The sequence below is a fragment of the Pseudomonas helleri genome (genome assembly GCF_045830615.1).
In the GTDB taxonomy this organism is placed as follows: domain Bacteria; phylum Pseudomonadota; class Gammaproteobacteria; order Pseudomonadales; family Pseudomonadaceae; genus Aquipseudomonas; species Aquipseudomonas helleri.
Genome location: NZ_CP174501.1, coordinates 2187977 through 2209769, shown reverse-complemented (window position 1 = coordinate 2209769; position 21793 = coordinate 2187977). Strand labels below are relative to the sequence as shown.

Sequence of the window (21793 nt, the reverse complement as noted above, 5' to 3'; positions counted from 1 at the left end):
AGCTATGCGCCACATGATTTCAGACCGTCAGGGAATAAGGGATATTCACATGCGCATTTTAGTCACCGGCGGTGCCGGCTTTATTGGTTCGGCTCTGATCCGTCACTTGATTAAAGACACCTCCCACGAAGTGCTCAACGTCGACAAGTTGACCTACGCTGGCAATCTGGAATCGCTGCAAAGCATCGCTACGGACACCCGTTACGAGTTCGCTCAGGCTGACATTGTTGATCAGGCGGCGATGAGCGCCGTTATTGAGCGCTTCCAGCCGCAGGCGATCATGCACTTGGCGGCCGAGTCGCACGTTGATCGCTCCATCGATGGCCCATCGGACTTTATCCAGACCAACATTGTCGGCACTTACAGCCTGCTTGAGGCCACTCGTGCTTATTGGTCGACACTTGCGGAACCTGCAAAAAGCGCCTTCCGTTTCCACCATATTTCGACCGACGAAGTGTATGGCGACTTGCATGGCGTTGATGATCTGTTCACCGAAACCACGCCGTACGCGCCAAGCTCGCCGTATTCGGCCAGCAAAGCGGCGTCTGACCACTTGGTGCGCGCCTGGAACCGCACTTACGGTTTGCCGGTGCTGGTGACTAACTGCTCGAACAACTATGGGCCGTTCCATTTCCCGGAAAAACTGATCCCGCTGGTTATTCTCAATGCGTTGGCCGGTAAACCGCTGCCTGTATACGGCAATGGCCTGCAAGTGCGTGACTGGCTGTTTGTAGAGGACCACGCCCGCGCCCTGCTCAAGGTGGTGACGGACGGTGTGGTCGGCGAGACGTACAACATCGGCGGCCATAACGAGCAAAAGAATATCGACGTGGTGCGCGGCATCTGTGCCTTGCTCGAAGAGTTGGCACCTGAGCGCCCGGCCGGTGTCGCGCAGTTCGCTGACTTGATCACCTTTGTTCAGGACCGCCCCGGCCATGACCAGCGTTATGCCATCGACGCCAGCAAAATCGAATGCGAGCTGGGCTGGGTGCCCGCAGAAACCTTTGAAACCGGCCTGCGCAAAACCGTGCAGTGGTACCTGGACAACCTGGAGTGGTGCAAACGCGTTCAGGACGGCAGCTACCAGGGCCAGCGTCTGGGCTTCACTGACGCCAAGGACCTGATCGCATGAGCCGCACCGCCACGCCGTTAAAAATCCTTATCAGCGGAAAGACCGGCCAGGTGGCCATTGAGCTGCAAAAGCAGCTTGCCGATGTGGCCGAGTTGATTGTGCTGGGCCGTGATGAGCTGGATTTGAGCCAGCCCGAGCAGATCCGCGCACAGGTTCGCGCCCATCGCCCGGATGTGATCATTAACGCCGGCGCACACACGGCGGTGGATCTGGCAGAAAGCGAGCCGGACCTGGCGTTTGCCATCAATGGCACCGCGCCGGGCGTTTTTGCGGAAGAAGCCAAGGCGCTGGGTATCCCACTGATCCACTACTCCACTGACTACGTGTTCGATGGCAGCAAGCCCGGGCCTTATACCGAAGACGATCCAACCGGCCCGCTGGGCGTCTACGGCAAAAGCAAATTGGCGGGCGAGCAAGCGATCACTGCAGTGGGCGGGCAGCATTTGATCCTGCGCACCAGTTGGGTGTACTCCACCCACGGCAAGAACTTCCTGCTGACCATGCAGCGTTTACTCCCGCAAAAATCCGAGCTGCGCGTGGTGGCTGACCAGATTGGCGCACCGACCTGGGCCGGCACCATTGCCAGGAGCACGCGCGCGTTGATCGAGCGCTGGCAAGCGGGCCAAGCCGGCGCATGGGGTGTGTACCACCTGACAGCAGCCGGTGAAACTTCCTGGTTTGGTTTTACCCAAGCCATTGCCGAGCACCTGACGGCCCAAGGCAAAACGTGCGCCACCCTTGAGCCGATTCCGGCCAGCGCCTACCCGACCCCCGCGGCCCGCCCGCAAAACTCGCGTCTGGACTGCAGCCGCCTGGCACGTGAATGGCAGGTCAGCCAGCCAGACTGGCACGCCGCACTCGAGGCATGCGTGACCGAACAGCGCTAGAGCGGGTTCAGGCTTTGTTTAGCCTGACAAAACTCTGCACCCTGTAGGAGCTGCCGCAGGCTGCGATCTTTTAAGATCAAAAGATCGTAGCCTGCGGGAGCTCTTTTCAAACACAAAATAAGTGATTGATTCTAAAGGCCCTGTAGGAGCGAGCTTGCCTCGCGATCTGTTGACCTTGATCTAAGAGCCCCCTCACCCTAGCCCTCTCCCGGAGGGAGAGGGGACTGATTGGGGGATGCTGAAGATATTCGGTGGCCTGTTTGCTGCGCGACAGCGCGGCGTCGAAGACGGGGCGGCAACTCCTACGGGTCTTTGATTCGCCACAAAACTTGCTCGCGATCTTTTGATCTTTCCGTACCTCCCGCGTATTACACCCCGCCCTGCACCGTACCTACAGCGAACGCCGGTAAAAGTATGAGGTAATCCAAATTCCTACCGCTAATAGGTTTTGTGCCTGCGCGAGAGAGGGACTTAGCTGACTTTAATCCTAGGGGTGCTCACGTACAGTCTCGCCGCCGTTAACGAACGGACTGACAAATCTCTTGGAGCTTTACGATGAAAAAAATATGGATGCCTGTCGCATTAGTGACAGCAGTTCTGACTACCAGCGGTTGCATGAGCCACAACGTGAGCCAACCAAATGCTCCAATCGCGGGTACTGTCACTGCTGACCTGAAAGCTAACATTGAAGTGGGCGGCGAGATCACCGGTCAATCGTCTTCGGACATTCTGTTCGGCGTGCTGAAAATCAGCGGCGACAGTGAATTCGCAGACGGCGTGACCTATGGCGGCCCTGCTCCTGCTTTCAGCCTGCCAGACCCAGTGTCTGCCACTAAAGCAGCTGCTGCTTACAAAGCGGTCAAGAGCTCGGGTTCAGATTTGATCGTCGCACCTCGTTACGCCGTGTCGGTTGAAGACTACTTCATCTTCAAGAAGGTGAACGTGACGGTTACCGGTAACAAAGGCACCATCAAAAACATCCGCTAAGCGGTGTGTTGCGTCAGGCCTGCGGTGCAGCCTACGTCGCTCGGGCTGATTCCCCAGTCAGCAAATACCCTGTTCAAGCCAATTGACCTAATGATTGGCCTGGACCGCGAGCGAACGGTGTGCGGCAGCCTGGCTCGGCGGGACATTTGTCCCGCCACCTTTCTCAAATAACCACGTTGCGGATAAAGCGAACCACTTCATCGCCGTCATTGCGGTAGGAGTGCGGTTTATTGCTGGCGTACATGTAGAACTCCCCTGCGCCGAACGTGAACGACTGCTCGTCAATGACCAGCGTCAAGCGCCCTTCAAATACATATAACTGCTCGCTCCAGCCATCGGCATCGGCCTGCGAGTGGTATTCGTCGCCCGGCACAAGGGTCCATTCCCATAGCTCAACCTCTTTACAGGCCACTGCCTTGGCCAATAATACCGCCTTGCTTGCGGTGCTGTTGCCGGCCCACGCCAGTTCGTTGATGCGACTTGGGTCAACAGAACCCGGCGCCTGAATCAAATCACTGAACGCCACGTTCAACGCCTCTGCTACCCGATCAAGGGTGCTGAGGCTGACGTTTTTCTCGCCTGCCTCTATCGCAACCAGCATCCGGCGGCTGACACCCGACAAATCAGACAGGGCACTTTGGCTAAGGTGAGCGAGCAGCCTCAAGCGCCGAACGTTCTGACTGACGTGCTGCAATACCGAAGTACGTTGCATGAAACCTCTCTGTGACGGATCAGAATGGGGAATTTCGTTGGGCACTATATTGCTCACTCTATGGGGGTGCGCAGTATACTGCTCAGCTTTGACGCATTGTGCGTCTCTCATCTTGTGGCGTGCAAGGTTATGTCAACGTTGAAAACTTCCAGGCTCGGGTCGATAACGGCTCGTTTCAGTAAAGCAGAATGTGTACTGATCTTGATCACCATGGTCTGGGGCGGTACCTTTTTGTTGGTACAGCATGCATTGACGTCCAGCGGCCCGATGTTTTTTGTCGGCCTGCGCTTTGCTGCCGCGGCGACGATCGTGGCGCTGTTTTCCTGGCGAAGCTTGCGCGGTTTCACACGACTTGAGCTTAAAGCCGGATTTTTCATTGGTACGGCAATCATGTTCGGTTACGGCTTGCAAACCGTAGGCCTGCAAACTATTCCCAGCAGCCAGTCCGCCTTTATCACCGCTCTTTACGTGCCTTTCGTGCCGCTGCTGCAGTGGCTGGTACTGGGTCGCAGACCCGGCCTGATGCCGAGTATCGGTATCGTGATGGCGTTTACCGGCTTGATGCTGCTGTCCGGGCCCAATGGTGCAGCGCTGAACTTCAGCCAGGGCGAAATCGTGACCCTGATCAGTGCCATCGCCATCGCCGCCGAAATAATCCTGATCAGCGCTTATGCCGGCAAAGTCGATGTGCGACGGGTGACCGTAGTACAGCTCGCCACCGCGTCTATTCTGTCCTTCTTGATGGTGGTGCCGAGCGGCGAGGCTATCCCTGACTTCTCTTGGCTGCTGCTGATCAGTGCGGTGGGCCTGGGGGCTGCGAGCGCGATTATTCAAGTGGCGATGAACTGGGCACAAAAAAGTGTTTCACCGACTCGCGCCACGCTCATTTACGCCGGTGAACCGGTATGGGCCGGGATCGTCGGGCGTATTGCCGGAGAGCGTTTACCCGGCATCGCATTGCTCGGTGCGCTATTGATTGTTGCAGCGGTGATCGTTAGTGAGTTAAAAACAAAAGGTAAAACGCCCAGCGAGTCGGATGAAAAGCAAGGCAACCAAGCCTGCGAGTGATGCTTTTGCACCCCATTCACCCGGTTAAACCTCATTATCTGGCATGACTCGCCCCCACGTATGGGGGCGATGCTCGCATCACGCAAGCGGGTCATTAAGGAAGAGACCCGGCTCGTTGTTAAAGTTTTGCACACATTTTGTAGGATTCATCTACAGATACGTTGTTGGTGATCGTCAAGTCGCCACGTATGATCGTTCGCAAACTCCTGCAGATTAGAAGCCTATGTCCCTGATAGTTCTACTGCTTCTGCCATTTATTGGCAGCTGTCTGGCGGCTGTTTTGCCGCACAACGCACGTAACAGTGAATCACTGCTGGCCGGTTTGATTGCTCTGATCGGCTTAGTTCAAGTTGCCCTGCTCTATCCACAAATCGCCCATGGTGGGGTGATTCGTGAAGAGTTCATGTGGCTGCCGAGTATCGGCCTCAATTTTGTCCTGCGCATGGACGGGTTTGCCTGGCTGTTCTCGATTCTGGTCCTGGGCATTGGCGCGCTGGTGTCTCTGTACGCCCGTTACTACATGTCACCCGAAGACCCGGTGCCGCGCTTCTTCTCGTTTTTCCTGGCGTTTATGGGCGCGATGCTCGGCCTGGTGATTTCGGGCAACTTGATCCAGATCGTATTTTTCTGGGAGCTGACCAGCCTCTTCTCGTTCCTGCTGATCGGCTATTGGCATCACCGCTCCGACGCCCGACGCGGCGCCTATATGGCGCTGATGGTCACTGGCGCGGGGGGCTTGTGCCTGCTGGCGGGGGTCATGCTGCTCGGCCATGTTGTCGGCAGCTATGATCTGGACGTCGTGCTGGCCGCAGGCGACCAGATCAAGGCTCACAGTCTGTACCCCATTCTGTTGCCGCTGATTCTCATCGGCGCCCTTAGCAAAAGTGCACAATTCCCGTTTCATTTCTGGTTGCCCCATGCCATGGCGGCGCCGACTCCGGTTTCGGCTTATCTGCACTCGGCAACCATGGTCAAGGCCGGGGTGTTCCTGTTGGCGCGGCTGTGGTCGCCCCTGTCCGGCACCGAAGAATGGTTCTGGATTGTCAGCGGCGCCGGGGCCTGCACCCTGGTGCTCGGCGCCTACTGCGCAATGTTTCAAAATGATCTCAAGGGCCTGCTGGCCTATTCGACCATCAGCCACCTGGGCCTGATTACCCTGCTGCTGGGCCTTAACAGCCCGCTGGCGGCCGTGGCGGCGGTGTTCCATATTCTCAACCACGCCACCTTCAAGGCCTCGCTGTTCATGGCGGCAGGCATCATCGACCACGAAACCGGCACGCGGGATATTCGCAAGCTCAGTGGCCTGTTCAAGCTGATGCCGTACACCGCCACGCTGGCGATGGTGGCCAGTGCGTCGATGGCCGGTGTGCCGTTGCTCAACGGTTTCCTGTCGAAAGAAATGTTCTTCGCCGAAACGGTGTTCATCAACTCCACGGCCTGGGTCGAAATTGCCCTGCCTGTCATCGCCACCATTGGCGGTACGTTTAGCGTGGCCTACGCGCTGCGCTTTACCGTGGATGTGTTCTTCGGCCCGCCTGCCACCGACCTGCCGCACACCCCGCACGAGCCGCCGCGCTGGATGCGGGCGCCGGTAGAATTGTTGGTGTTTACCTGTCTGATGGTCGGTATCTTCCCGGCCCACACGGTCGGCCCGCTGCTCGCTGCGGCCGCGCAACCAGTGGTGGGGGGCGAGCTGCCCGAATACAGCCTGGCCATCTGGCACGGCCTGAATGCCCCGATGATCATGAGCCTGATCGCCATGTCCGGCGGTATCGTGCTGTACGTGTTGTTGCGCAAGCAGCTCAAGCTTGAGCGCTTCCCGCTGCCGCCGCTGATCAAGTACTTCAACGGCAAGCGTTTCTTCGAACGCAGCATGGTGGTGCTCATGCGCCGGGCGCGGCGTGTCGAGCGGCGCGTGAGCACCTTGCGCCTGCAAACCCAGTTGTTCCTGCTGGTGCTGGCGGCGGTGGTTGCCGGACTGATCCCGATGCTCTACAGCGGCTTGAGCTGGGGCGACCGGCCGAACATCCCCGGCTCCATTGTGTTTGTGACCTTGTGGCTGCTGGCAATTGCCTGTGCCATCGGTGCCGCCTGGCAAGCCAAGTATCACCGTCTGGCCGCTTTGACCATGGTCAGTGTGTGCGGCTTGATGACCTGCGTGACCTTCGTCTGGTTCTCGGCTCCGGACCTGGCCTTGACCCAACTGGTGGTTGAGGTGGTGACCACGGTACTGATTCTGTTGGGCCTGCGCTGGCTGCCACGGCGGATAGAAGAAGTCTCGCCGTTGCCTGGCACCCTGAACAAAGCCCGTATTCGTCGTCTGCGCGACTTGCTGTTGTCGATCGCTGTCGGCGGCGGCATGGCGGTGCTGTCGTATGCCATGTTGACCCGGCAAACCCCGAACCACATCTCTTCGTTCTTCCTCAGCCGTGCGTTGCCCGAAGGCGGCGGTACCAACGTGGTGAACGTGATGCTGGTGGACTTCCGCGGTTTCGACACCCTGGGTGAAATCACCGTACTGGCCGCCGTGGCCCTGACCGTGTTCGCCCTGCTGCGCCGGTTCCGCCCGCCCAAAGAAAGCATGCAATTACCTGCCCAGCAGCGCTTGCTGGCCAAAGACGTGGTCACCGACCTGGTTAACCCGCGCAGCGCCAGCGATACCGCCTTGGGCTTCATGATGGTGCCAGCGGTGCTGGTGCGCTTGCTGTTGCCGATTGCGTTTATGGTCTCGATGTACCTGTTTATGCGCGGTCACAACCAGCCGGGCGGTGGTTTCGTCGCAGGCCTGGTGATGTCGGTGGCGTTCATCCTGCAATACATGGTGGCCGGCACGCAGTGGGTCGAGGCGCAAATGAGCCTGCGGCCGTTGCGCTGGATGGGTACCGGGTTGCTTTGTGCAACGTTGACCGGGCTGGGCTCGCTGCTGTGGGGCTACCCGTTCCTGACTACCCATACCGCACACTTCAGCTTGCCGGTGCTGGGTGAGATTCACGTGGCCAGTGCGCTGTTTTTTGACATTGGTGTGTTTGCCGTTGTGGTCGGCGCCACGCTGCTGATTCTCACAGCGCTGGCTCACCAATCGGTACGAGCCCATCGTCCCGCCCTCCAATCCAAGACGGGAGCTGCCTGATGGAAGAAGTTATCGCTATTGCTATCGGGGTGCTTGCCGCCTCTGGTACCTGGCTGATCCTGCGCCCTCGAACCTTTCAGGTGGTGATGGGCCTGTGCTTGCTGTCGTACGGGGTCAACCTGTTTATTTTCAGCATGGGCAGCCTGTTTATCGGCAAGGAGCCGGTGATCAAAGAAGGCGTACCGCAAGACTTGCTCAACTACACCGACCCTTTGCCGCAGGCACTGGTGTTGACCGCCATCGTCATCAGTTTTGCCATGACCGCGCTGTTTCTGGTGGTCTTGCTGGCCTCTCGCGGCCTGACCGGTACCGACCATGTGGATGGCCGGGAGCCTAAAGAATGAATTTGATGCCGCATTTGATAGTCGCGCCCATCCTGCTACCGCTGTTTACCGCTGCGTGCATGCTGTTGCTGGGCGAAAAACATCGCCCGCTCAAAGCCCGTATCAACCTCGGCTCGACCCTGCTCGGGTTGTGCATTTCGATCACCTTGCTGCTCTGGACGCAACAAAACGGCAGCCCGGCCTCGATTGGCGTGTACCTGCCGAGCAACTGGCAAGTGCCGTTCGGCATTGTGCTGGTGGTGGATCGCTTGTCAGCGTTGATGCTGGTGCTCACCGGGGTGATCGCCAGTTGCGCGCTGATGTTCGCCATGGCCCGCTGGGACCGCGCCGGTTCCAGCTTCCATGCGCTGTTCCAGATCCAGTTGATGGGGTTGTATGGCGCTTTCCTGACTGCTGACCTGTTCAACCTGTTCGTGTTCTTCGAAGTGTTGCTGGCGGCCTCTTACGGCCTGATGCTGCACGGTTCGGGTAAGGCGCGGGTGTCGTCAGGCCTGCATTACATCGCGATCAACCTGCTGGCTTCGTCACTGTTCCTGATTGGTGCGGCGTTGATCTATGGCGTCACCGGCACGCTGAACATGGCCGATCTGGCGTTCAAAATCCCCTTGGTACCCGAAGCCGATCGTGGCCTGTTGCACGCCGGTGCGGCCATTCTGGCCATCGCCTTCCTGGCAAAGGCCGGCATGTGGCCGTTGAACTTCTGGCTGGTGCCCGCCTACTCCTCGGCCAGCGCGCCGGTAGCGGCGCTGTTCGCGATTATGACCAAGGTCGGGATCTACACCGTATTGCGCCTGTGGACGCTGCTGTTCTCGGGCCAGGCCGGGGCGTCGGCCTACTTTGGCAGCGACTGGTTGATCTACGGCGGCATGGCAACCATTGTCTGCGCCGCCATTGCCATCCTCGCAGCCCAGCGCCTGGAGCGCATGGCCAGCCTGAGCATTCTGGTGTCGGCCGGCATTCTGTTGTCGGCAGTGGGCTTTGCCCAACCCAACCTGATTGCGGCGGCCTTGTTTTATCTGGTCAGCTCCACCCTGGCACTGAGTGCGCTGTTCTTGCTGGCCGAGCTGATTGAGCGCTCGCGCTCATCCATTGAAGCGCTGGACGAAGAAGATGCTGAAGCGTTGCCAGCCATCGTTGAGCCGCCCCCGCGAGGGACCAACCTGGACGACGAGCAAAACGTCGTGGTCGGGCAGATCATTCCGTGGGCGATGGCGTTTCTGGGCTTGAGCTTTATCGCCTGTGCCCTGCTGATTATTGGCATGCCGCCGCTGTCCGGGTTTATCGGTAAGCTCAGCTTGCTCAACGCGCTGCTCAACCCGGCCGGGCTGGGCAACGATATAAACGCCCCGGTGTCTACTGCCGCCTGGTGCTTGCTGGCTCTCTTGATTCTGTCCGGGCTAGCCTCTTTGATCGCCTTCTCGCGCATGGGCATCCAGCGCTTTTGGACGCCGCTGGAGCGGCCATCACCGATTTTGCGTCGCCTTGAATGCGTGCCCATCGTAGTGCTGCTGGCGCTGTGCGTGGTCCTGACGGTCAAGGCTGAGCCGCTGTTGCGCTTTACCCAAGCCGCCGCCGAGACCTTGAGCAACCCAGAGCGTTATGTGCAGGCGGTGCTGGAGTCTCGCCCTGTGCCTGGCCCCACTGCCAAGGCGGCGTTGCAGGAGGTGCAGCCATGAAGCGTTTATTCCCGGCACCGTGGTTGTCCCTGGCGTTGTGGCTACTGTGGCTGCTGCTCAATTTGTCATTGAGCGCTGGCAATCTGTTGCTCGGTGCAGCGTTGGGCTTTTTGGCGCCGATCATGTTCGCGCCTCTGCGGCCCCTGCCGATTCACATCCACCGTCCGGGTGTGATCCTCAAGTTGTTCTTTTTGGTGGGGCGTGACGTGATCATGTCCAACATCGCCGTGGCTTGGGGCGTGCTCAATGCTGGCAAGCGCCCGCCACGCTCGCGGTTCATCAAAATCCCCCTCGACCTGCGTGACGCCAACGGCCTCGCGGCCTTGTCAATGATCACCACAGTAGTGCCGGGTACGGTCTGGTCCGAACTGGCGCTGGACCGCAGCGTGCTGTTGTTGCACGTTTTTGACCTGGATGACGAAGCGCAATTTATCGAGCACTTCAAAACGGCTTACGAGCGCCCCTTGATGGAGATCTTTGAATGAGTGCCCTGCTCTCCAATGCCATCCTGATCAGCCTGTTTTTCTTTAGCCTGGCGATGGTGCTGACCGTGGTCCGCCTGTTTAAAGGCCCTTCGGCCCAGGACCGGGTTCTGGCGCTGGATTACCTGTACATCGTGGCCATGCTGATGATGCTGGTGTTGGGCATACGTTATGCCAGTGACACCTACTTCGAGGCCGCCTTGCTGATCGCCCTGTTCGGGTTTGTCGGCTCGTTTGCGCTGGCCAAGTTCCTGCTGCGTGGGGAGGTAATTGAATGAATTCTGTCAGCGAGCTATCGCTATGGATCGAGATACCGGTGGCCGTACTGCTGGTGGTCAGCAGCCTGTTTGCGCTGTTTGGTGCCATCGGGATGCTGCGCCTCAAGGACTTTTTCCAGCGCATGCACCCGCCTGCACTGGCTTCAACCCTTGGTGCCTGGTGCGTGGCACTGGCCTCGATTGTCTACTTCTCGGCACTTAAATCCACACCGGTCCTGCACGCCTGGCTGATCCCGATTCTGCTGGCGATTACCGTGCCGGTGACCACCTTGCTGCTGGCCCGCACCTCATTGTTCCGCAAGCGCATGGCCGGTGAAGATGTACCCGCCGAAGTCAGCAGCGGCGGGCGCAGCGAAGGTGGTAGCTAAATCCACCCTGTAGGAGCGAGCTTGCCTCGCGATCTTTTAACGATCAAAAGATCGCGAGACAAGCTCGCTCCTACAGGTGGGGTTACATCCAGCCCAGCCAGCTCCAGTACGTCGCGCCAAACAGCAACATCAGCAGGTAACCCACCACGGTGACTATCAAGCCGACCTTGGCAAATTGCTTGGCGGTGAAGGTTTGTGTGCCCAGGCACACCATGTTTTGCGGGGCGTTGATGGGCAGGATAAAGCCGTAGCTCACCACAAAGCCCAGCAACATGGTCATGCCCAAGCGGCTGAATTCACCCGGCAAGGTCTGCAAGACCGCAATCAGAATGGGCAGCAAGGCCGATGTCAGTGCCGTCGCGCTGGCAAAGCCCAAGTGAATCAAAATCAAAAACGCCCCCAGAATCGCAAAAATCCCCAGTGGCCCTACCTGATCCAGCCCGGTGTTATGCACCACCTGCCCGCCCAGCCATTGCCCCGCCTGGGTGGTCAGCAACGCCGTCCCCAGGCTGATCCCCACGCCGAACACAATCACCGTGCCCCACGGGATACGCGACTGCACATCTTTCCAGGTCATTACCCCGTAACGCGGCAGCAACAGAATCACCAGCCCGGCGTAGGTAATGGAGGTGGTGTCGAAGCTGTGCAACTTGCCTTCCGTGGCCCAGCCCAGCAACAACGCGATGGAAACCGCCATCAGGCGCTTCTGTGGTCCGGTCATGGGGCCCAGTTCGGCCAGTGATTTTTCCACGGCTTCTTTACCGCCCGGGATGCTGTCGCTTTCCGGCGGGAGCATTTTCAGCACCACAAACAACAACACCGCCGACATGATGATGGCCCACGGCGCACCGGCGATCAGCCAGTCGAGCCAATTAACCCGCTCGCCGAGCATCTTGTCCATAAAGCCGACCGTCAGCAGGTTTTGCGCGGCGGCAGTTTGAATGCCGACGTTCCAGATACTGGTGCCCTGCGCCACCACAATCATGATCCCGGCGGCGATGTTGGAACGCTTGTCGACGCCAAACGCCAGAATCACCCCCATCATGATCGGCACCACACATGCACTGCGCGCGGTGGCGCTGGGCACCACCAGGCTGAGCAGAATGGTCACTGCAATCGCCCCGATCAAAATGCGCCGGGTGCTGGTGCCGATGCGTGACAGGGTCACCAGCGCAATGCGCCGATCCAGCCCGGTGTGGGTCATGGCCGCTGCAATAAACAGCGCCCCGGCCACCAGCGCCAGCGCGGCATTGGAAAACCCGGTGAGGGCCATGGTGATCCCGGCGTTGGTGCCGTAGATTTTTGACGGGTCGGCCAGGGTGGGAGCCATGCCAATCAAAAACGCCATCAGCGACGTGATCATGATGGCGCTGGCTTCGTATGACACCGCTTCGGTGATCCACACCACCACGGCAAACACCAGAATCGCCAACATCCGATGCCCGGCGACCGGCAAGTCGGCGGGCAACGGCATCAGTAAAACGCCCACCATCGCCACAATGGCGATGACCAGACCTATGGGTAGCTTAACTTTCGCCGTTGCCGGCGGCGGGGTCGTAGCGGGCGCGTTCACGGCCATCTCCTTGTGCTTGAAAACGCATGCAGCATAGGTCAAGGACGCGGGTTTCGCGTTGATGCTTGTCAGGTGTTTTCAGGTTAAAAGCGCCCTCACCCTAGCCCTCTCCCGGAGGGAGAGGGGACTAAAAGCTTCGCGCTGAACCTGAGAGCACCTCGGTAATGCTCCCTCTCCCTCCGGGAGAGGGCTGGGGTGAGGGGCATTTGATCTAGCGGATTTTATAGTGAAACGTATTGCGCACCCCCGGCACTGTCACTGCCTGACCATCGATGAAGCGCGGCTGATAGCGAAACGTTGCCGCCGCCACCAATGACGGGCGAATAAACGCCGGGTGGCAGTCACCGACCACTTTGGGGCTTTCAACCTTACCCTGCGGCGTCACCGAATACTCAACCGTGCAATCGCCCTCAATGCCTTTGTCCAGCGCGCGTTGCGGGTAATCCGGGGCCTGCTTGCTAATCGGCAAGTATTGCCGCACATCCGCCGCCGCAGCCGCCTGTTGTGCACGCCTGGCGTTATCCGCTGCCACACGGGCTTGCTGTGCAGCGGCTTCAGCCGCCACTTGCTGACGTTGCATCTCGGCCTGCTCGGCGCGTTGTTGGGCCATTTTTTGCTGCGCTTCTTTGAGCTGCTTTTGCTCCTCTACCCGTTTACGCGCCAACGCCGCCTGCTCCAGTTTGCGTGCTTGTATCTGCGGGTCCGGCTTGACCACTTCGGGTTTGGTTTCGACCACCGGCGGCGGCACTACCACCGGCTGTGGTGCGGGTTCAGGCGGCGCCAGTACAGGTTCCGCGGGCATCATCACCAAGCGGGTTTTCAAGGTGCTCGGCGCGGGCGCGGCCATGTCGTGCTCCATGCTCCAGCCCAGCACTAAAAACGCAATCACCGCACTGTGCAGCGCAACCGTGACCGCCACCGCCTGGCTGTTGTGCCAGAGCCGGGTCCAGGGCAGCGGCCGGGCCTCAACGTGCCCGGCACTCATCAACGCGGCACTCATTGCGGAGCCTCTGTGACCAGCCCCAGGTTGGTCACGCCGCCTTGTTGCAAGGCCGCCATGGCCTTGACCACGCTGCCGTAACCGGCGTCGTTGTCGGCACGAATATACACCTGGGTGTCGCCGTCTTGCGCCACCACATGGCCGATTTTGGCTTGCAGCTCTTCAAGGCTGACGGCGCTGTCGGTCTGGTTTTTGGTGTCCAGTTCGCTGCCCAGGTTCCAGTAGTAGCCGCCATCGGCCTTGACCGACAAAGTGAGGATTTTCTGCTGGGTATCATTGGCCAACGCTTCACTGGCGACTTTGGGCAGGTCGATTTTGACGCCCTGGGTCAACATCGGCGCAGTCACCATAAAAATCACTAGCAGCACCAGCATCACGTCGATGTAGGGCACTACGTTCATTTCGGCCTTGGGCCCGTGTTTGCGCTGTGGTCGAGCAAGCATCTTAAAACTCCCTGTTAAGCGGCGGCGGCCATGTTCCGTGAACCTGCGTGAAAGCCACGGTACAAGCGCATTTGCAGCTCATTGCCGAGGCTGTAATAGCGGGTCAGCAGGGTTTGCCCACGGGACGAGAAACGGTTGTAAGCGATGACCGCCGGGATCGCGGCAAACAAGCCAATCGCGGTGGCGATCAAGGCTTCGGCAATGCCCGGTGCCACGGTCGATAACGTGGCCTGTTGCACCTGGGACAAACCGATAAAGGAGTTCATGATCCCCCACACGGTGCCAAACAGGCCGATATACGGGCTGACCGAGCCAACGGTGGCCAGAAATTGCAGGCCTTTTTCGAGGCGGATTTCCTGCTCGGTAATGGCCACGTACAGCGAACGTTCAATGCCTTGCATCAGCCCGTCAGCATCAATGCCCGGCTGCTGGCGAAGCTGCGCGTATTCGCTGTAGGCCGCGACAAACACCTGCTCGGCACCGGCGTCCGGGTTGCTGGCGTCGCGGCTTTCACGGTACAGCGCGCCCAGGTCACCCGGCGCCCGCAAGCGTTGGGTGAAGCTTTCAATATCGCGCTCGCTGCGGCGCAGGATGGCGCTACGACGCACAATCAAGAACCAGCTCAATACCGAGGCAGCGAGCAGTATCAACATCACGCCTTTCACCAGCAGGCTGGCATCGTTGATCAGACCCCAAATGGTCATGTGTTCCATGGTTGCTTGCATGTTGTAACTCCTGATGACTGTGGATTTAAATACACCTCCCGTGTGACCGGGTTATGGCAGGCGCAAGGCTTTGGCCACTTCGCTCCACGGGACGTACTTGAAGTTCTGGGCCTGCTCGGGCATACGCTTGCGGCCGTCCTGCACCACCAGCATGCCTTTGCTCCAGGGCCCGCCCAGGTTGGCTGAGGTCACGTCCAGGCCATCGGTTTCGGAGGTGCCGTCAATCCCGGCTTCGGCGTTCACGCCTACCCGGAAAGCACCGCGCAGGGCAAACGGCGGCTCGGCATCGACCACCACGTAGCTGTCATTGCCCTGGCTTGAGATCACCAGGTAGTTGTCTTTTTCGGTCTGGTACAGCGCCAGCCCTTCGATGTCGTCATGCACCTGCTCACCGACCTTGATCACGCTGGTCAACGTGGCGGGCTGATCCGGGCGCGCATCCACAGCCCACACCGCCACATCTTCTTCACCCAAAAACAGGCGTTGGCGCTGGTCGTCGGCGACGCAACCTTCAGGCTGGGTCGCCACCTTGAACTGGCGTACCAGTTCACCTTGCACCTGGTCACCCTTGGCAAACAGACGGTGCTGCACAAAGGTCCCGTCCTTGTCGTTGGCGAAGCTGTAGATCTCGCCCGACGGCGCCTTGAACAGACACAGCCCGTAGATGTCTTTGACCGGCGTGGCGATCTCGCCCACGGCTTTCAACTCGCCCGAGGCGCGATCAATGCTGAACACGCTCAGGCTGTTGTGATCGCGGTTGGTGGCGATCGCCAGGTCAACGGTGCGCGCCCCCAAGGTGAATCCCTGACGCACATCGACGTTGTTCAGGCGCCCTACCGGCAAGTGCTGCACGCGCTTGCCTTGCAAGTCGTACACCTCAAGCCCTTGTTGTTTGTTGGTGCCCAGCACGCGGCTCTGCGCCGGATTTTTGGAGTTGACCCAAATCGCCGGATCGTCCGCAGCATCGCCCTGGCTCATCACCACGTCGGTCTGCACCAGCGGTTTGACCACGGGCAACACCGGCGGCAGAGCCACCGGCGTGGCTTTCCAGTTGAGGGCGCCTTCGAACAGACGATTGGTCGCGCCGTCCTGCACCAGCACATCCAGCCCTTTGGCGGTTTCACGCAGGGCCAGATGCTCAGGCTCGGTCACACCGTCAAGCGCCAGGCTGGCCACTGGCGACCAGCGCTTGCCTTGCTGTTGATAGAGGTTCAATTGCGCGGCTTCAGGGTCCAGCCCGAGCACACCACCGGGCACCACCGCCATGGCCCCGGCGGCCTTTTTAACGTTGCCGAAGGGCTCGACGATGGCCACCGGCGAACGCTCAACGTCAGACTCGGCATGGGCCGGATATGCCCACCAGCCGACGTTTTCTTCGTTGACGAACAGTTGCTGCGCCGCATCCTCGACCTGGCAGAACTTGGCTTGCGGCGGCATTGGCAGGCTGCGCACCAACAACGGTGCGGCCAGTTGTTTGCTGTCCGCCGCCACCAGCCATTGCTCACCCTTGCCCTCTTCACCCACGGTAAACAGGTACACATTGCTCGCCTGATCGCGGTACAGGCACACGCCATTTACCGCGTAATCGCGTTTGGGCAGGTAGGTCGGTGCCTGCCACTCGCGGGTTTTCGGGTCCAGGCTGAACAACGCGACTTGCTGCTTGGCCTTGTCCTGGCTGGCCACCAGTACGTTGTCGCCCAGGGGGCGGCTGTCCAGCCCGGCGAAAGAACCGGCGATCTGGCTCAGGGTTTTGCCTTGCGCATCGAGCAGCCGCAGACCGTCGCGCTTGCTCACGGCCAGGCGATCATTGCCGGTCGGCAAATAACTCAGTGCCTGGGCTTTGCCCGTGCCCCAGGGTTGCAGGGTGGGTGCGCTGATTGGCGCCGACTGTACGCCGCCTGCGGCCAGGCACACCAGCAAAGGTAAAAGCCGCGGTTTGTGTTTGAACAAAAGAAACATGGATATACCGTCCGTTGAAGCCGTATCTGTAGCCGCTGCCGCAGGCTGCGATGGGTTGCGCAGCGACCCCGCTCTTGCTCGAAAGCGAAGGTCCTGCGGCCCTTATCGCAGCCTTCGGCAGCGACTACACAAAACGCCAATGCTTTAGAAATGGGTGAAGGTCAGGCCTACAGAGTAGGTGGGGCCGTACTCTTCGTACTGGTTGTTGTAGCGGCTGTTGCCGCTGTACACGAAGTACGGCTGGTCGGTCAGGTTCTGCGCGTCAAAGCTCACTTGCAGGTTTTTGGTCAACGAGTAACGCGCGCTAAAGTCCACAAAGGTCTGCGCGGCCACATGGGTGTCGTGGGCTTTGTCGTTGACCCCGGCCAGCTCATAGAGGTAGGCCGATTTGTAGTTGGCAGACAGGCGCACGCTGAGCTTGTCGTCTTCCCAGCCGAGCATCAGGTTGCCGACGGTGTTGGACTGGCTCGGCAAGTCGATGTCGCGCTTGAGGGTTTGCCCGGACGCGGCGTCGTAGCCTTTAATGCTGGCATTGGAGCGGCTGAAGGTGGTGTTCGCGCCGACAATCACGCCGTTCCAGGGCGCAGGCAACCAGTCGAATTTCTGCGAGTAGGCCAGTTCCAGGCCGTACAGCTTGGCGTTGTCGCCGTTGGCATAGGAATGCGCCTCGGTAAAGTCGCGCCACGCGCCCGTACCGGCCAGGTCATTGTTGTAGACGAAATTTTTGATGTCTTTGTAAAACAGGAACGCCGACACCGTACCGGCCTGCCCCATGAAGTGCTCAATGCCCAGGTCGAAGTTGCTCGACTCCAGCGGTTTGAGGTTCGGGTTGCCGAATTCAGCCTTGTCATCTTCGATCACAAAGCCCGGCGCCAGTTGGCCGAAGGTCGGGCGCACCACCGCGTTGGTCCAGGCGGCACGCACCTGGGTGTTTTTCGCCAACTGGTAACGCGCATGCAGGCCCGGCAACCAGTGGTGGTAGTCGCGCTTGGTGTTCTGGGCTTCATACACCCCGTTGCGGAAGCCCGTGCCCTTGGCGTCGAACTCGGTGCCTTCGTAGCGCAGGCCGGCGATAAAGCGCCAGTCGTCGATGTCTACGGTGTTCATCAGGTACGCCGAGTTGATGTCTTCGTGCATGGTGAAGTCATTCACCCGCGACCCCTGTTCGTTATAGAACTTGTCGCGGTTCAGACCGCCGATCAGGTCTTTGATCGCCCCTGCGCTGATGCCAGGCCCATAACGGCCGAGGGAGTAATCCAGCTCGCCCTTGCTGAAGCGATCGAGGTTCAACTGGTCATCGCTGAAACCCAGTTTCGAGAAGTTTTTGTAGGTCCAGGCTTCGGTGTCGTTGTCTTTGCTGCGACGGCTGACTTTGCCGCCGAACTTGAACTGCGAGGCGTAGCCGTCCACGTCGTAATCGCGCGCCAGGTCGAGGCGGATGTTCTTTTCTTTGTCTTTGGTGATTTCTTTCTTCACGTCGACTTTGTCGAGGATGAAGTTGGCCGGGTCATAAAAACCCGCGCCGATGATCGGCCGGGGCTTTTCCGAGTCGTACCAGCCGCTGTCAGGGAAGCTTGAAATGCTTTTGAAAGTCGCCCCGGCAATGCCCGCCGGGCTGTCTTCGCTGGACTCGCTGTAACCGGCCTGCCCGCTCAGGGTCCACAGGCCCATGCTGCGCTCGCCGCCGAACACGTAAGACTGGATTTCCTGAGTCTCGTCGCGCTGCTTGAGTTTGCGCTTGGCTTTGGCCTTGCCCAATTCGCCTTCGGCTTGCGGGTTGGCGTATTCAATCGAGTCCGAGTTGCGGATCTCGCTGTCTTTGAAGCGGCTGTACAGCGTGCGCAGGTAGAGTTTGGTGTCGTCGTCGGGCTTGTAGTCGAAGTTCAGACCGCCTCCGGAGCGCTCGCGACTGATGTCGTATACCCGTTGTTCGAAGCTGTTGAGCTTGGCACCGTCGGTAAAGTCCCAGGCACCGGCCGTTTCGACGTTGTCCGAGCCAAAATCGCGCTTGTTCCAGCTCAGGGCTGCTGCCACACCGAAGTTGTCGATGCCGTCGCCGAGGCTGAAGCGATCACTGATGGCGCCCGACACTTTGGGGCTGGTCTGGTGGGTGTTCTTGTTGTAACCGGCCTGGGTGGTGGCGGTGTAGAACAGGCCGTCGTGGTCAAAGGCCGACAGGCTTTCGACGTCGACCGTGCCGCCCAGCGAGTTGGCGTCCATGTCCGGGGTCAGGGTTTTGATCACCGACAGCGACTGCACCAGCTCAGAGGGCAGCACGTCCAGAGCAACGGCGCGGCGTTTGCTTTCAGGGGACGGCACCAGCGTGCCGTTGATGGTCACGCTGTTCAGGTCCGGTCCCAGGCCACGCACGCTGACAAAGCGACCTTCGCCCTGATCGCGCTCGATGCTGATGCCCGGCAGGCGCTGTACGGCTTCGGCAACGTTGGCGTCCGGCAACTGCGCGACGCCATCGGCGTGCACCACGCTTTGGATGGTGTCCGAATTGCGTTGCTGCTTGAGCGCCTTGTCCAGGCTCACGGCCTGGCCGACCACCTCAACGTGTTCAGTGGCACCGGCGACCGAAGCTTCAGCGGCGCTCAAGCGTTCGCTGGCAATGGCCATGGCCAATGCACTGAACGTAAAGCCCACCCACTGCGTCTTGCTGCGACCCTTGTACATGTTTGCTCTCCCCCAATTCGCGCTTAAGGCCAGGCAAATGGCCCGACAACTTGGGAGCGAACGCTAGGGGTGCTCAATGACAGTGCCGTGACAGTGCCCGGCACACACCCCGGAAATAGAGGCTTTTAGGGGGGTAATCCGCGCCGGATGAGCTGATTTGACCTTTTTCAGCCCAAGACCCTGTAGGAGCGAGCTTGCCTCGCGAGCTTTTAAACCATCAAAAGATCGCGAGACAAGCTCGCTCCTACACACTTCATATCAACGATTTTCGGCAGGACCCTTGAGCTGATTCGACCCTCACACCTCGTAACATCGCTGTCACAGAGCTCTGTTCTGCTGGCCTGCATTACGTTTGGGTAGACCCGTCATGACTTGGCTCAACATCCTTAAGCATCATCGCTGGAAACTCGGGTTGCTGGTTCTGGCCGCCAATATCGGCGTGCTGCTGAACCTGGCGTTCGGTACGCCCAAGGCCTTTCACGAATGGCAGTGGCTGGACATCATCGGCGAAGGCGGCACCGCGCTGTTTGTGCTGCTGTGGCTGGTGCTGGTACTTAAAAGCCGCCCCACAGGACGGGTCACCAATTACCTGTCGATTGGCCTGTGCTGCATCTTCTTTTCCTGGTGGATGGACGTTCTCGACGAATTTATCCGCCTGCCCAAACACCTGGGCTGGAACCACTGGCTCGAATCCGGGCCGATGCCGGTCGGGATGGTTCTGCTGACCATCGGCCTGTACCACTGGCACCGCGAACAGCAAGCCATCAACCAGCAGATGGAAAAGCGCGAGCGCATATTCCGCGAGCATCGCCTGTTCGACAAACTCACCCCGCTGGGCGGTGCCGATTACCTCAAGCGTCAGGTCAGCGACTGCATGGCGCAGAGCCTTGAGCAGCAACAACCGCTGTCGTTGCTAGCACTGGATATCGACGATTTCGCCTCGCTCAATCAGCACTATGGCCACGCGGAAGGCGACGCGGTGCTGCAAGCTTTGAGTCAGCTGTTGCTGCTCAATCTGCGCCGCCACGATCTGCTCTGCCGCCTGGCCGGGGACCGCTTTGTGGTGCTGCTGCCAAACACCGGCGAAAGCCAGGCCCGCTTACTGGCTCTGGAGCTGCAACAGGCCGTGCAGAGCCTTGCGCACAAAACCCGTCAGCATGGCGAGCGGGTCTATCTGTCGGCCAGCACGGCGGTGGTCATGGCCTTCAACGAAGCCCCCGATGAATTGCTCAAACGCTTGAACCTTGCTCTGGCGCGGGCCAAACCGGTACGGAGCAAACGGGCATGAGCCTCGACAGCCGCTGGTATGAAGCCGACACGCGCTTCATACCCGGGCACTACCAACCCGCGACCCTGATTGACCTGGCGTTGTCCCGCGACATCGACAGCCATCGGCTGCTGCGCGGCACCGGCTTGTTCTATGACGACATCGTCGGCGGCAACACGCGCCTGAGCCCACAACAGTTCTTCGGCCTGATCGCTAATGCCCAGCGCTTGTTGGGGGCCGATGACAGCAGTTTTCTGTTCGGTCAACGCTTGCTGCCTGGCCACTACGGCCCGGCCAGCCATGCCCTGCAACAGGCGCAAAACCTGCATCAGGCGCTGGAAACCGTCATCCACCATCGGGCGCTGCTCAGCCCCTTGTTGACGCCACGGCTGTTGCTGGATGAGCGCTACGCGTATGTGTATTGGCTCGACAGTTGCGGCGCCCAAGAGCAATTGCGCTTTGTCCAGGAAGCCAGCATGACCGCCTTCAAATCCATGAGCCAATGGCTCAGCGGCGAGCGCTTGCCGTGGGAATGCAGCTTCAGCTACCCCGAGCCGCGCTACGTGGAGCAGTACTGGGTGCACTTGGGCGAAAACACCCAGTTCGGGGGCCAGCTCGACCTGATGCGCCTGCCTCGCGAGTATCTGACCCGGCCTTGGCCAAACGCCTCGGCGATTGCCCGGCAAGTCGCGCACCAGCAAGCACAAAGCCAATTGCACGAGCTTTGCTTCAGCGCAAGCTTGCTTGACCGGTTGTACGTGCACCTGCGCGATCAGGCGCAACGCGCCCCTGGCCTTGAAGAAGTGGCCCAGCATTTTGCGATGAGCCAGGCCACCCTCAAGCGCAAACTGAACAAACACGGTACGCACTTTCAGGCCCAACAAGACCAGGCGCGCAAACACGTGGCGCTGTACCTGTATCAGATCAAGGGGTTCAGCAACGAGGCGGTGGCCGAATACTTGAACTTCAACGACCCGGCCAACTTCCGCCGGGCGTTGAAACGCTGGACCGGGTGCACGCCGAATTTGATCCGAAAATTCATGACCTTGTAGGAGCGAGCTTGCCTCGCGATCTTTTAAAGAT

At 59.6% G+C, this 21793-nt stretch carries 19 protein-coding genes; 12 read left to right on the top strand and 7 right to left on the bottom strand.

Annotated elements, in window-relative coordinates; genetic code table 11:
- Window positions 1–49 precede the first annotated feature (49 nt).
- From rfbB to ACJJU9_RS09895, 3 genes are all read left to right on the top strand, one after another.
- Entirely contained in the window at window positions 50–1132 is a 1083-nt protein-coding gene (gene rfbB / locus ACJJU9_RS09905; RefSeq protein ID WP_407730590.1) for a dTDP-glucose 4,6-dehydratase, read from the top strand.
- On the top strand, window positions 1129–2019 hold the full coding sequence (gene rfbD, locus ACJJU9_RS09900) for a dTDP-4-dehydrorhamnose reductase (RefSeq protein ID WP_407730589.1): 891 nt from the start codon (window positions 1129–1131) through the stop codon (window positions 2017–2019). Before rfbB ends, rfbD begins: the two co-directional genes overlap by 4 nt.
- Before the next feature lie 555 nt (window positions 2020–2574).
- On the top strand, window positions 2575–3006 hold the full coding sequence (locus tag ACJJU9_RS09895; RefSeq protein WP_407730588.1) for a hypothetical protein: 432 nt from the start codon (window positions 2575–2577) through the stop codon (window positions 3004–3006).
- A 163-nt stretch (window positions 3007–3169) separates the two neighbouring features.
- Here the strand turns inward: ACJJU9_RS09895 and ACJJU9_RS09890 are convergent, their stop codons facing one another.
- Window positions 3170–3718, bottom strand: coding sequence for a helix-turn-helix domain-containing protein (locus ACJJU9_RS09890; RefSeq protein ID WP_048369052.1), 549 nt, complete (start codon window positions 3716–3718; stop codon window positions 3170–3172).
- A gap of 24 nt (window positions 3719–3742) precedes the next feature.
- Here ACJJU9_RS09890 and ACJJU9_RS09885 point away from each other — a divergent pair, with 24 nt between their 5' ends.
- The 7 genes from ACJJU9_RS09885 (at window position 3743) to ACJJU9_RS09855 (ending at window position 11064) form a co-directional block, all read left to right on the top strand.
- Window positions 3743–4786, top strand: coding sequence for a DMT family transporter (locus ACJJU9_RS09885; protein WP_407730587.1), 1044 nt, complete (start codon window positions 3743–3745; stop codon window positions 4784–4786).
- 223 nt (window positions 4787–5009) lie between these two features.
- The gene (locus ACJJU9_RS09880) at window positions 5010–7916 is read left to right on the top strand and encodes a monovalent cation/H+ antiporter subunit A (RefSeq protein WP_153375111.1); all 2907 of its coding nucleotides are present in this window, start codon (window positions 5010–5012) and stop codon (window positions 7914–7916) included.
- Window positions 7916–8260 carry a Na+/H+ antiporter subunit C gene (locus tag ACJJU9_RS09875; protein WP_048369049.1) on the top strand — a complete coding sequence of 115 codons (345 nt, stop codon included), beginning with the start codon at window positions 7916–7918 and terminating at the stop codon, window positions 8258–8260. The genes ACJJU9_RS09880 and ACJJU9_RS09875 overlap by 1 nt, the downstream gene beginning before the upstream one ends.
- A complete protein-coding gene (locus ACJJU9_RS09870) occupies window positions 8257–9936 on the top strand; it encodes a monovalent cation/H+ antiporter subunit D (protein WP_048388621.1) in 1680 nt (559 codons plus the stop codon). The genes ACJJU9_RS09875 and ACJJU9_RS09870 overlap by 4 nt, the downstream gene beginning before the upstream one ends.
- Window positions 9933–10421, top strand: coding sequence for a Na+/H+ antiporter subunit E (locus ACJJU9_RS09865; RefSeq protein ID WP_048388624.1), 489 nt, complete (start codon window positions 9933–9935; stop codon window positions 10419–10421). Before ACJJU9_RS09870 ends, ACJJU9_RS09865 begins: the two co-directional genes overlap by 4 nt.
- Entirely contained in the window at window positions 10418–10696 is a 279-nt protein-coding gene (locus tag ACJJU9_RS09860) for a K+/H+ antiporter subunit F (RefSeq protein WP_048369046.1), read from the top strand. The genes ACJJU9_RS09865 and ACJJU9_RS09860 overlap by 4 nt, the downstream gene beginning before the upstream one ends.
- A complete protein-coding gene (locus tag ACJJU9_RS09855; protein WP_048369045.1) occupies window positions 10693–11064 on the top strand; it encodes a Na+/H+ antiporter subunit G in 372 nt (123 codons plus the stop codon). The genes ACJJU9_RS09860 and ACJJU9_RS09855 overlap by 4 nt, the downstream gene beginning before the upstream one ends.
- A gap of 82 nt (window positions 11065–11146) precedes the next feature.
- Here ACJJU9_RS09855 and ACJJU9_RS09850 read toward each other — a convergent pair whose 3' ends face one another.
- The 6 genes from ACJJU9_RS09850 to ACJJU9_RS09825 all read right to left on the bottom strand — a co-directional run bounded on the left by ACJJU9_RS09850 (window position 11147) and on the right by ACJJU9_RS09825 (window position 19443).
- On the bottom strand, window positions 11147–12637 hold the full coding sequence (locus tag ACJJU9_RS09850; protein WP_048388713.1) for a DASS family sodium-coupled anion symporter: 1491 nt from the start codon (window positions 12635–12637) through the stop codon (window positions 11147–11149).
- 211 nt (window positions 12638–12848) lie between these two features.
- A complete protein-coding gene (locus ACJJU9_RS09845) occupies window positions 12849–13637 on the bottom strand; it encodes an energy transducer TonB (protein WP_407730586.1) in 789 nt (262 codons plus the stop codon).
- A complete protein-coding gene (tolR, locus tag ACJJU9_RS09840; RefSeq protein ID WP_407730585.1) occupies window positions 13634–14080 on the bottom strand; it encodes a protein TolR in 447 nt (148 codons plus the stop codon). Before tolR ends, ACJJU9_RS09845 begins: the two co-directional genes overlap by 4 nt.
- 14 nt (window positions 14081–14094) lie before the next feature.
- Window positions 14095–14805, bottom strand: a complete 711-nt coding sequence (tolQ, locus tag ACJJU9_RS09835) for a protein TolQ (RefSeq protein WP_048369042.1) — start codon at window positions 14803–14805, stop codon at window positions 14095–14097.
- Window positions 14806–14856: 51 nt separating this feature from the next.
- Window positions 14857–16764: a phytase gene (locus tag ACJJU9_RS09830; protein WP_407730584.1), complete on the bottom strand. Its 1908-nt coding sequence runs from the start codon at window positions 16762–16764 to the stop codon at window positions 14857–14859.
- A gap of 144 nt (window positions 16765–16908) precedes the next feature.
- Window positions 16909–19443 (bottom strand): TonB-dependent receptor, encoded by a 2535-nt coding sequence (locus tag ACJJU9_RS09825; protein ID WP_273218535.1) that lies wholly within the window; start codon window positions 19441–19443, stop codon window positions 16909–16911.
- Window positions 19444–19810: 367 nt separating this feature from the next.
- Here ACJJU9_RS09825 and ACJJU9_RS09820 point away from each other — a divergent pair, with 367 nt between their 5' ends.
- Together ACJJU9_RS09820 and ACJJU9_RS09815 are read left to right on the top strand one after the other, a co-directional pair.
- The gene (locus tag ACJJU9_RS09820) at window positions 19811–20731 is read left to right on the top strand and encodes a GGDEF domain-containing protein (protein WP_048388632.1); all 921 of its coding nucleotides are present in this window, start codon (window positions 19811–19813) and stop codon (window positions 20729–20731) included.
- Window positions 20728–21762 carry an AraC family transcriptional regulator ligand-binding domain-containing protein gene (locus ACJJU9_RS09815; protein WP_407730583.1) on the top strand — a complete coding sequence of 345 codons (1035 nt, stop codon included), beginning with the start codon at window positions 20728–20730 and terminating at the stop codon, window positions 21760–21762. Before ACJJU9_RS09820 ends, ACJJU9_RS09815 begins: the two co-directional genes overlap by 4 nt.
- Window positions 21763–21793: the final 31 nt, after the last annotated feature.

Excerpts from the sequence above, each read along its gene's own strand:
- ACJJU9_RS09855 (WP_048369045.1), top strand. The coding sequence starts at position 10,693 with ATGAATTCTGTCAGCGAGCTATCGCTATGGATCGAGATACCGGTGGCC.
- ACJJU9_RS09815 (WP_407730583.1), top strand. The coding sequence starts at position 20,728 with ATGAGCCTCGACAGCCGCTGGTATGAAGCCGACACGCGCTTCATACCC.
- ACJJU9_RS09875 (WP_048369049.1), top strand. The coding sequence starts at position 7,916 with ATGGAAGAAGTTATCGCTATTGCTATCGGGGTGCTTGCCGCCTCTGGT.
- tolR (WP_407730585.1), bottom strand. The coding sequence starts at position 14,080 with ATGCTTGCTCGACCACAGCGCAAACACGGGCCCAAGGCCGAAATGAAC.
- ACJJU9_RS09890 (WP_048369052.1), bottom strand. The coding sequence starts at position 3,718 with ATGCAACGTACTTCGGTATTGCAGCACGTCAGTCAGAACGTTCGGCGC.
- ACJJU9_RS09825 (WP_273218535.1), bottom strand. The coding sequence starts at position 19,443 with ATGTACAAGGGTCGCAGCAAGACGCAGTGGGTGGGCTTTACGTTCAGT.
- ACJJU9_RS09845 (WP_407730586.1), bottom strand. The coding sequence starts at position 13,637 with ATGAGTGCCGCGTTGATGAGTGCCGGGCACGTTGAGGCCCGGCCGCTG.
- ACJJU9_RS09820 (WP_048388632.1), top strand. The coding sequence starts at position 19,811 with ATGACTTGGCTCAACATCCTTAAGCATCATCGCTGGAAACTCGGGTTG.
- ACJJU9_RS09860 (WP_048369046.1), top strand. The coding sequence starts at position 10,418 with ATGAGTGCCCTGCTCTCCAATGCCATCCTGATCAGCCTGTTTTTCTTT.
- ACJJU9_RS09885 (WP_407730587.1), top strand. The coding sequence starts at position 3,743 with ATGGGGAATTTCGTTGGGCACTATATTGCTCACTCTATGGGGGTGCGC.
- rfbD (WP_407730589.1), top strand. The coding sequence starts at position 1,129 with ATGAGCCGCACCGCCACGCCGTTAAAAATCCTTATCAGCGGAAAGACC.
- ACJJU9_RS09830 (WP_407730584.1), bottom strand. The coding sequence starts at position 16,764 with ATGTTTCTTTTGTTCAAACACAAACCGCGGCTTTTACCTTTGCTGGTG.
- ACJJU9_RS09865 (WP_048388624.1), top strand. The coding sequence starts at position 9,933 with ATGAAGCGTTTATTCCCGGCACCGTGGTTGTCCCTGGCGTTGTGGCTA.
- ACJJU9_RS09870 (WP_048388621.1), top strand. The coding sequence starts at position 8,257 with ATGAATTTGATGCCGCATTTGATAGTCGCGCCCATCCTGCTACCGCTG.
- ACJJU9_RS09880 (WP_153375111.1), top strand. The coding sequence starts at position 5,010 with ATGTCCCTGATAGTTCTACTGCTTCTGCCATTTATTGGCAGCTGTCTG.
- ACJJU9_RS09895 (WP_407730588.1), top strand. The coding sequence starts at position 2,575 with ATGAAAAAAATATGGATGCCTGTCGCATTAGTGACAGCAGTTCTGACT.
- tolQ (WP_048369042.1), bottom strand. The coding sequence starts at position 14,805 with ATGCAAGCAACCATGGAACACATGACCATTTGGGGTCTGATCAACGAT.
- rfbB (WP_407730590.1), top strand. The coding sequence starts at position 50 with ATGCGCATTTTAGTCACCGGCGGTGCCGGCTTTATTGGTTCGGCTCTG.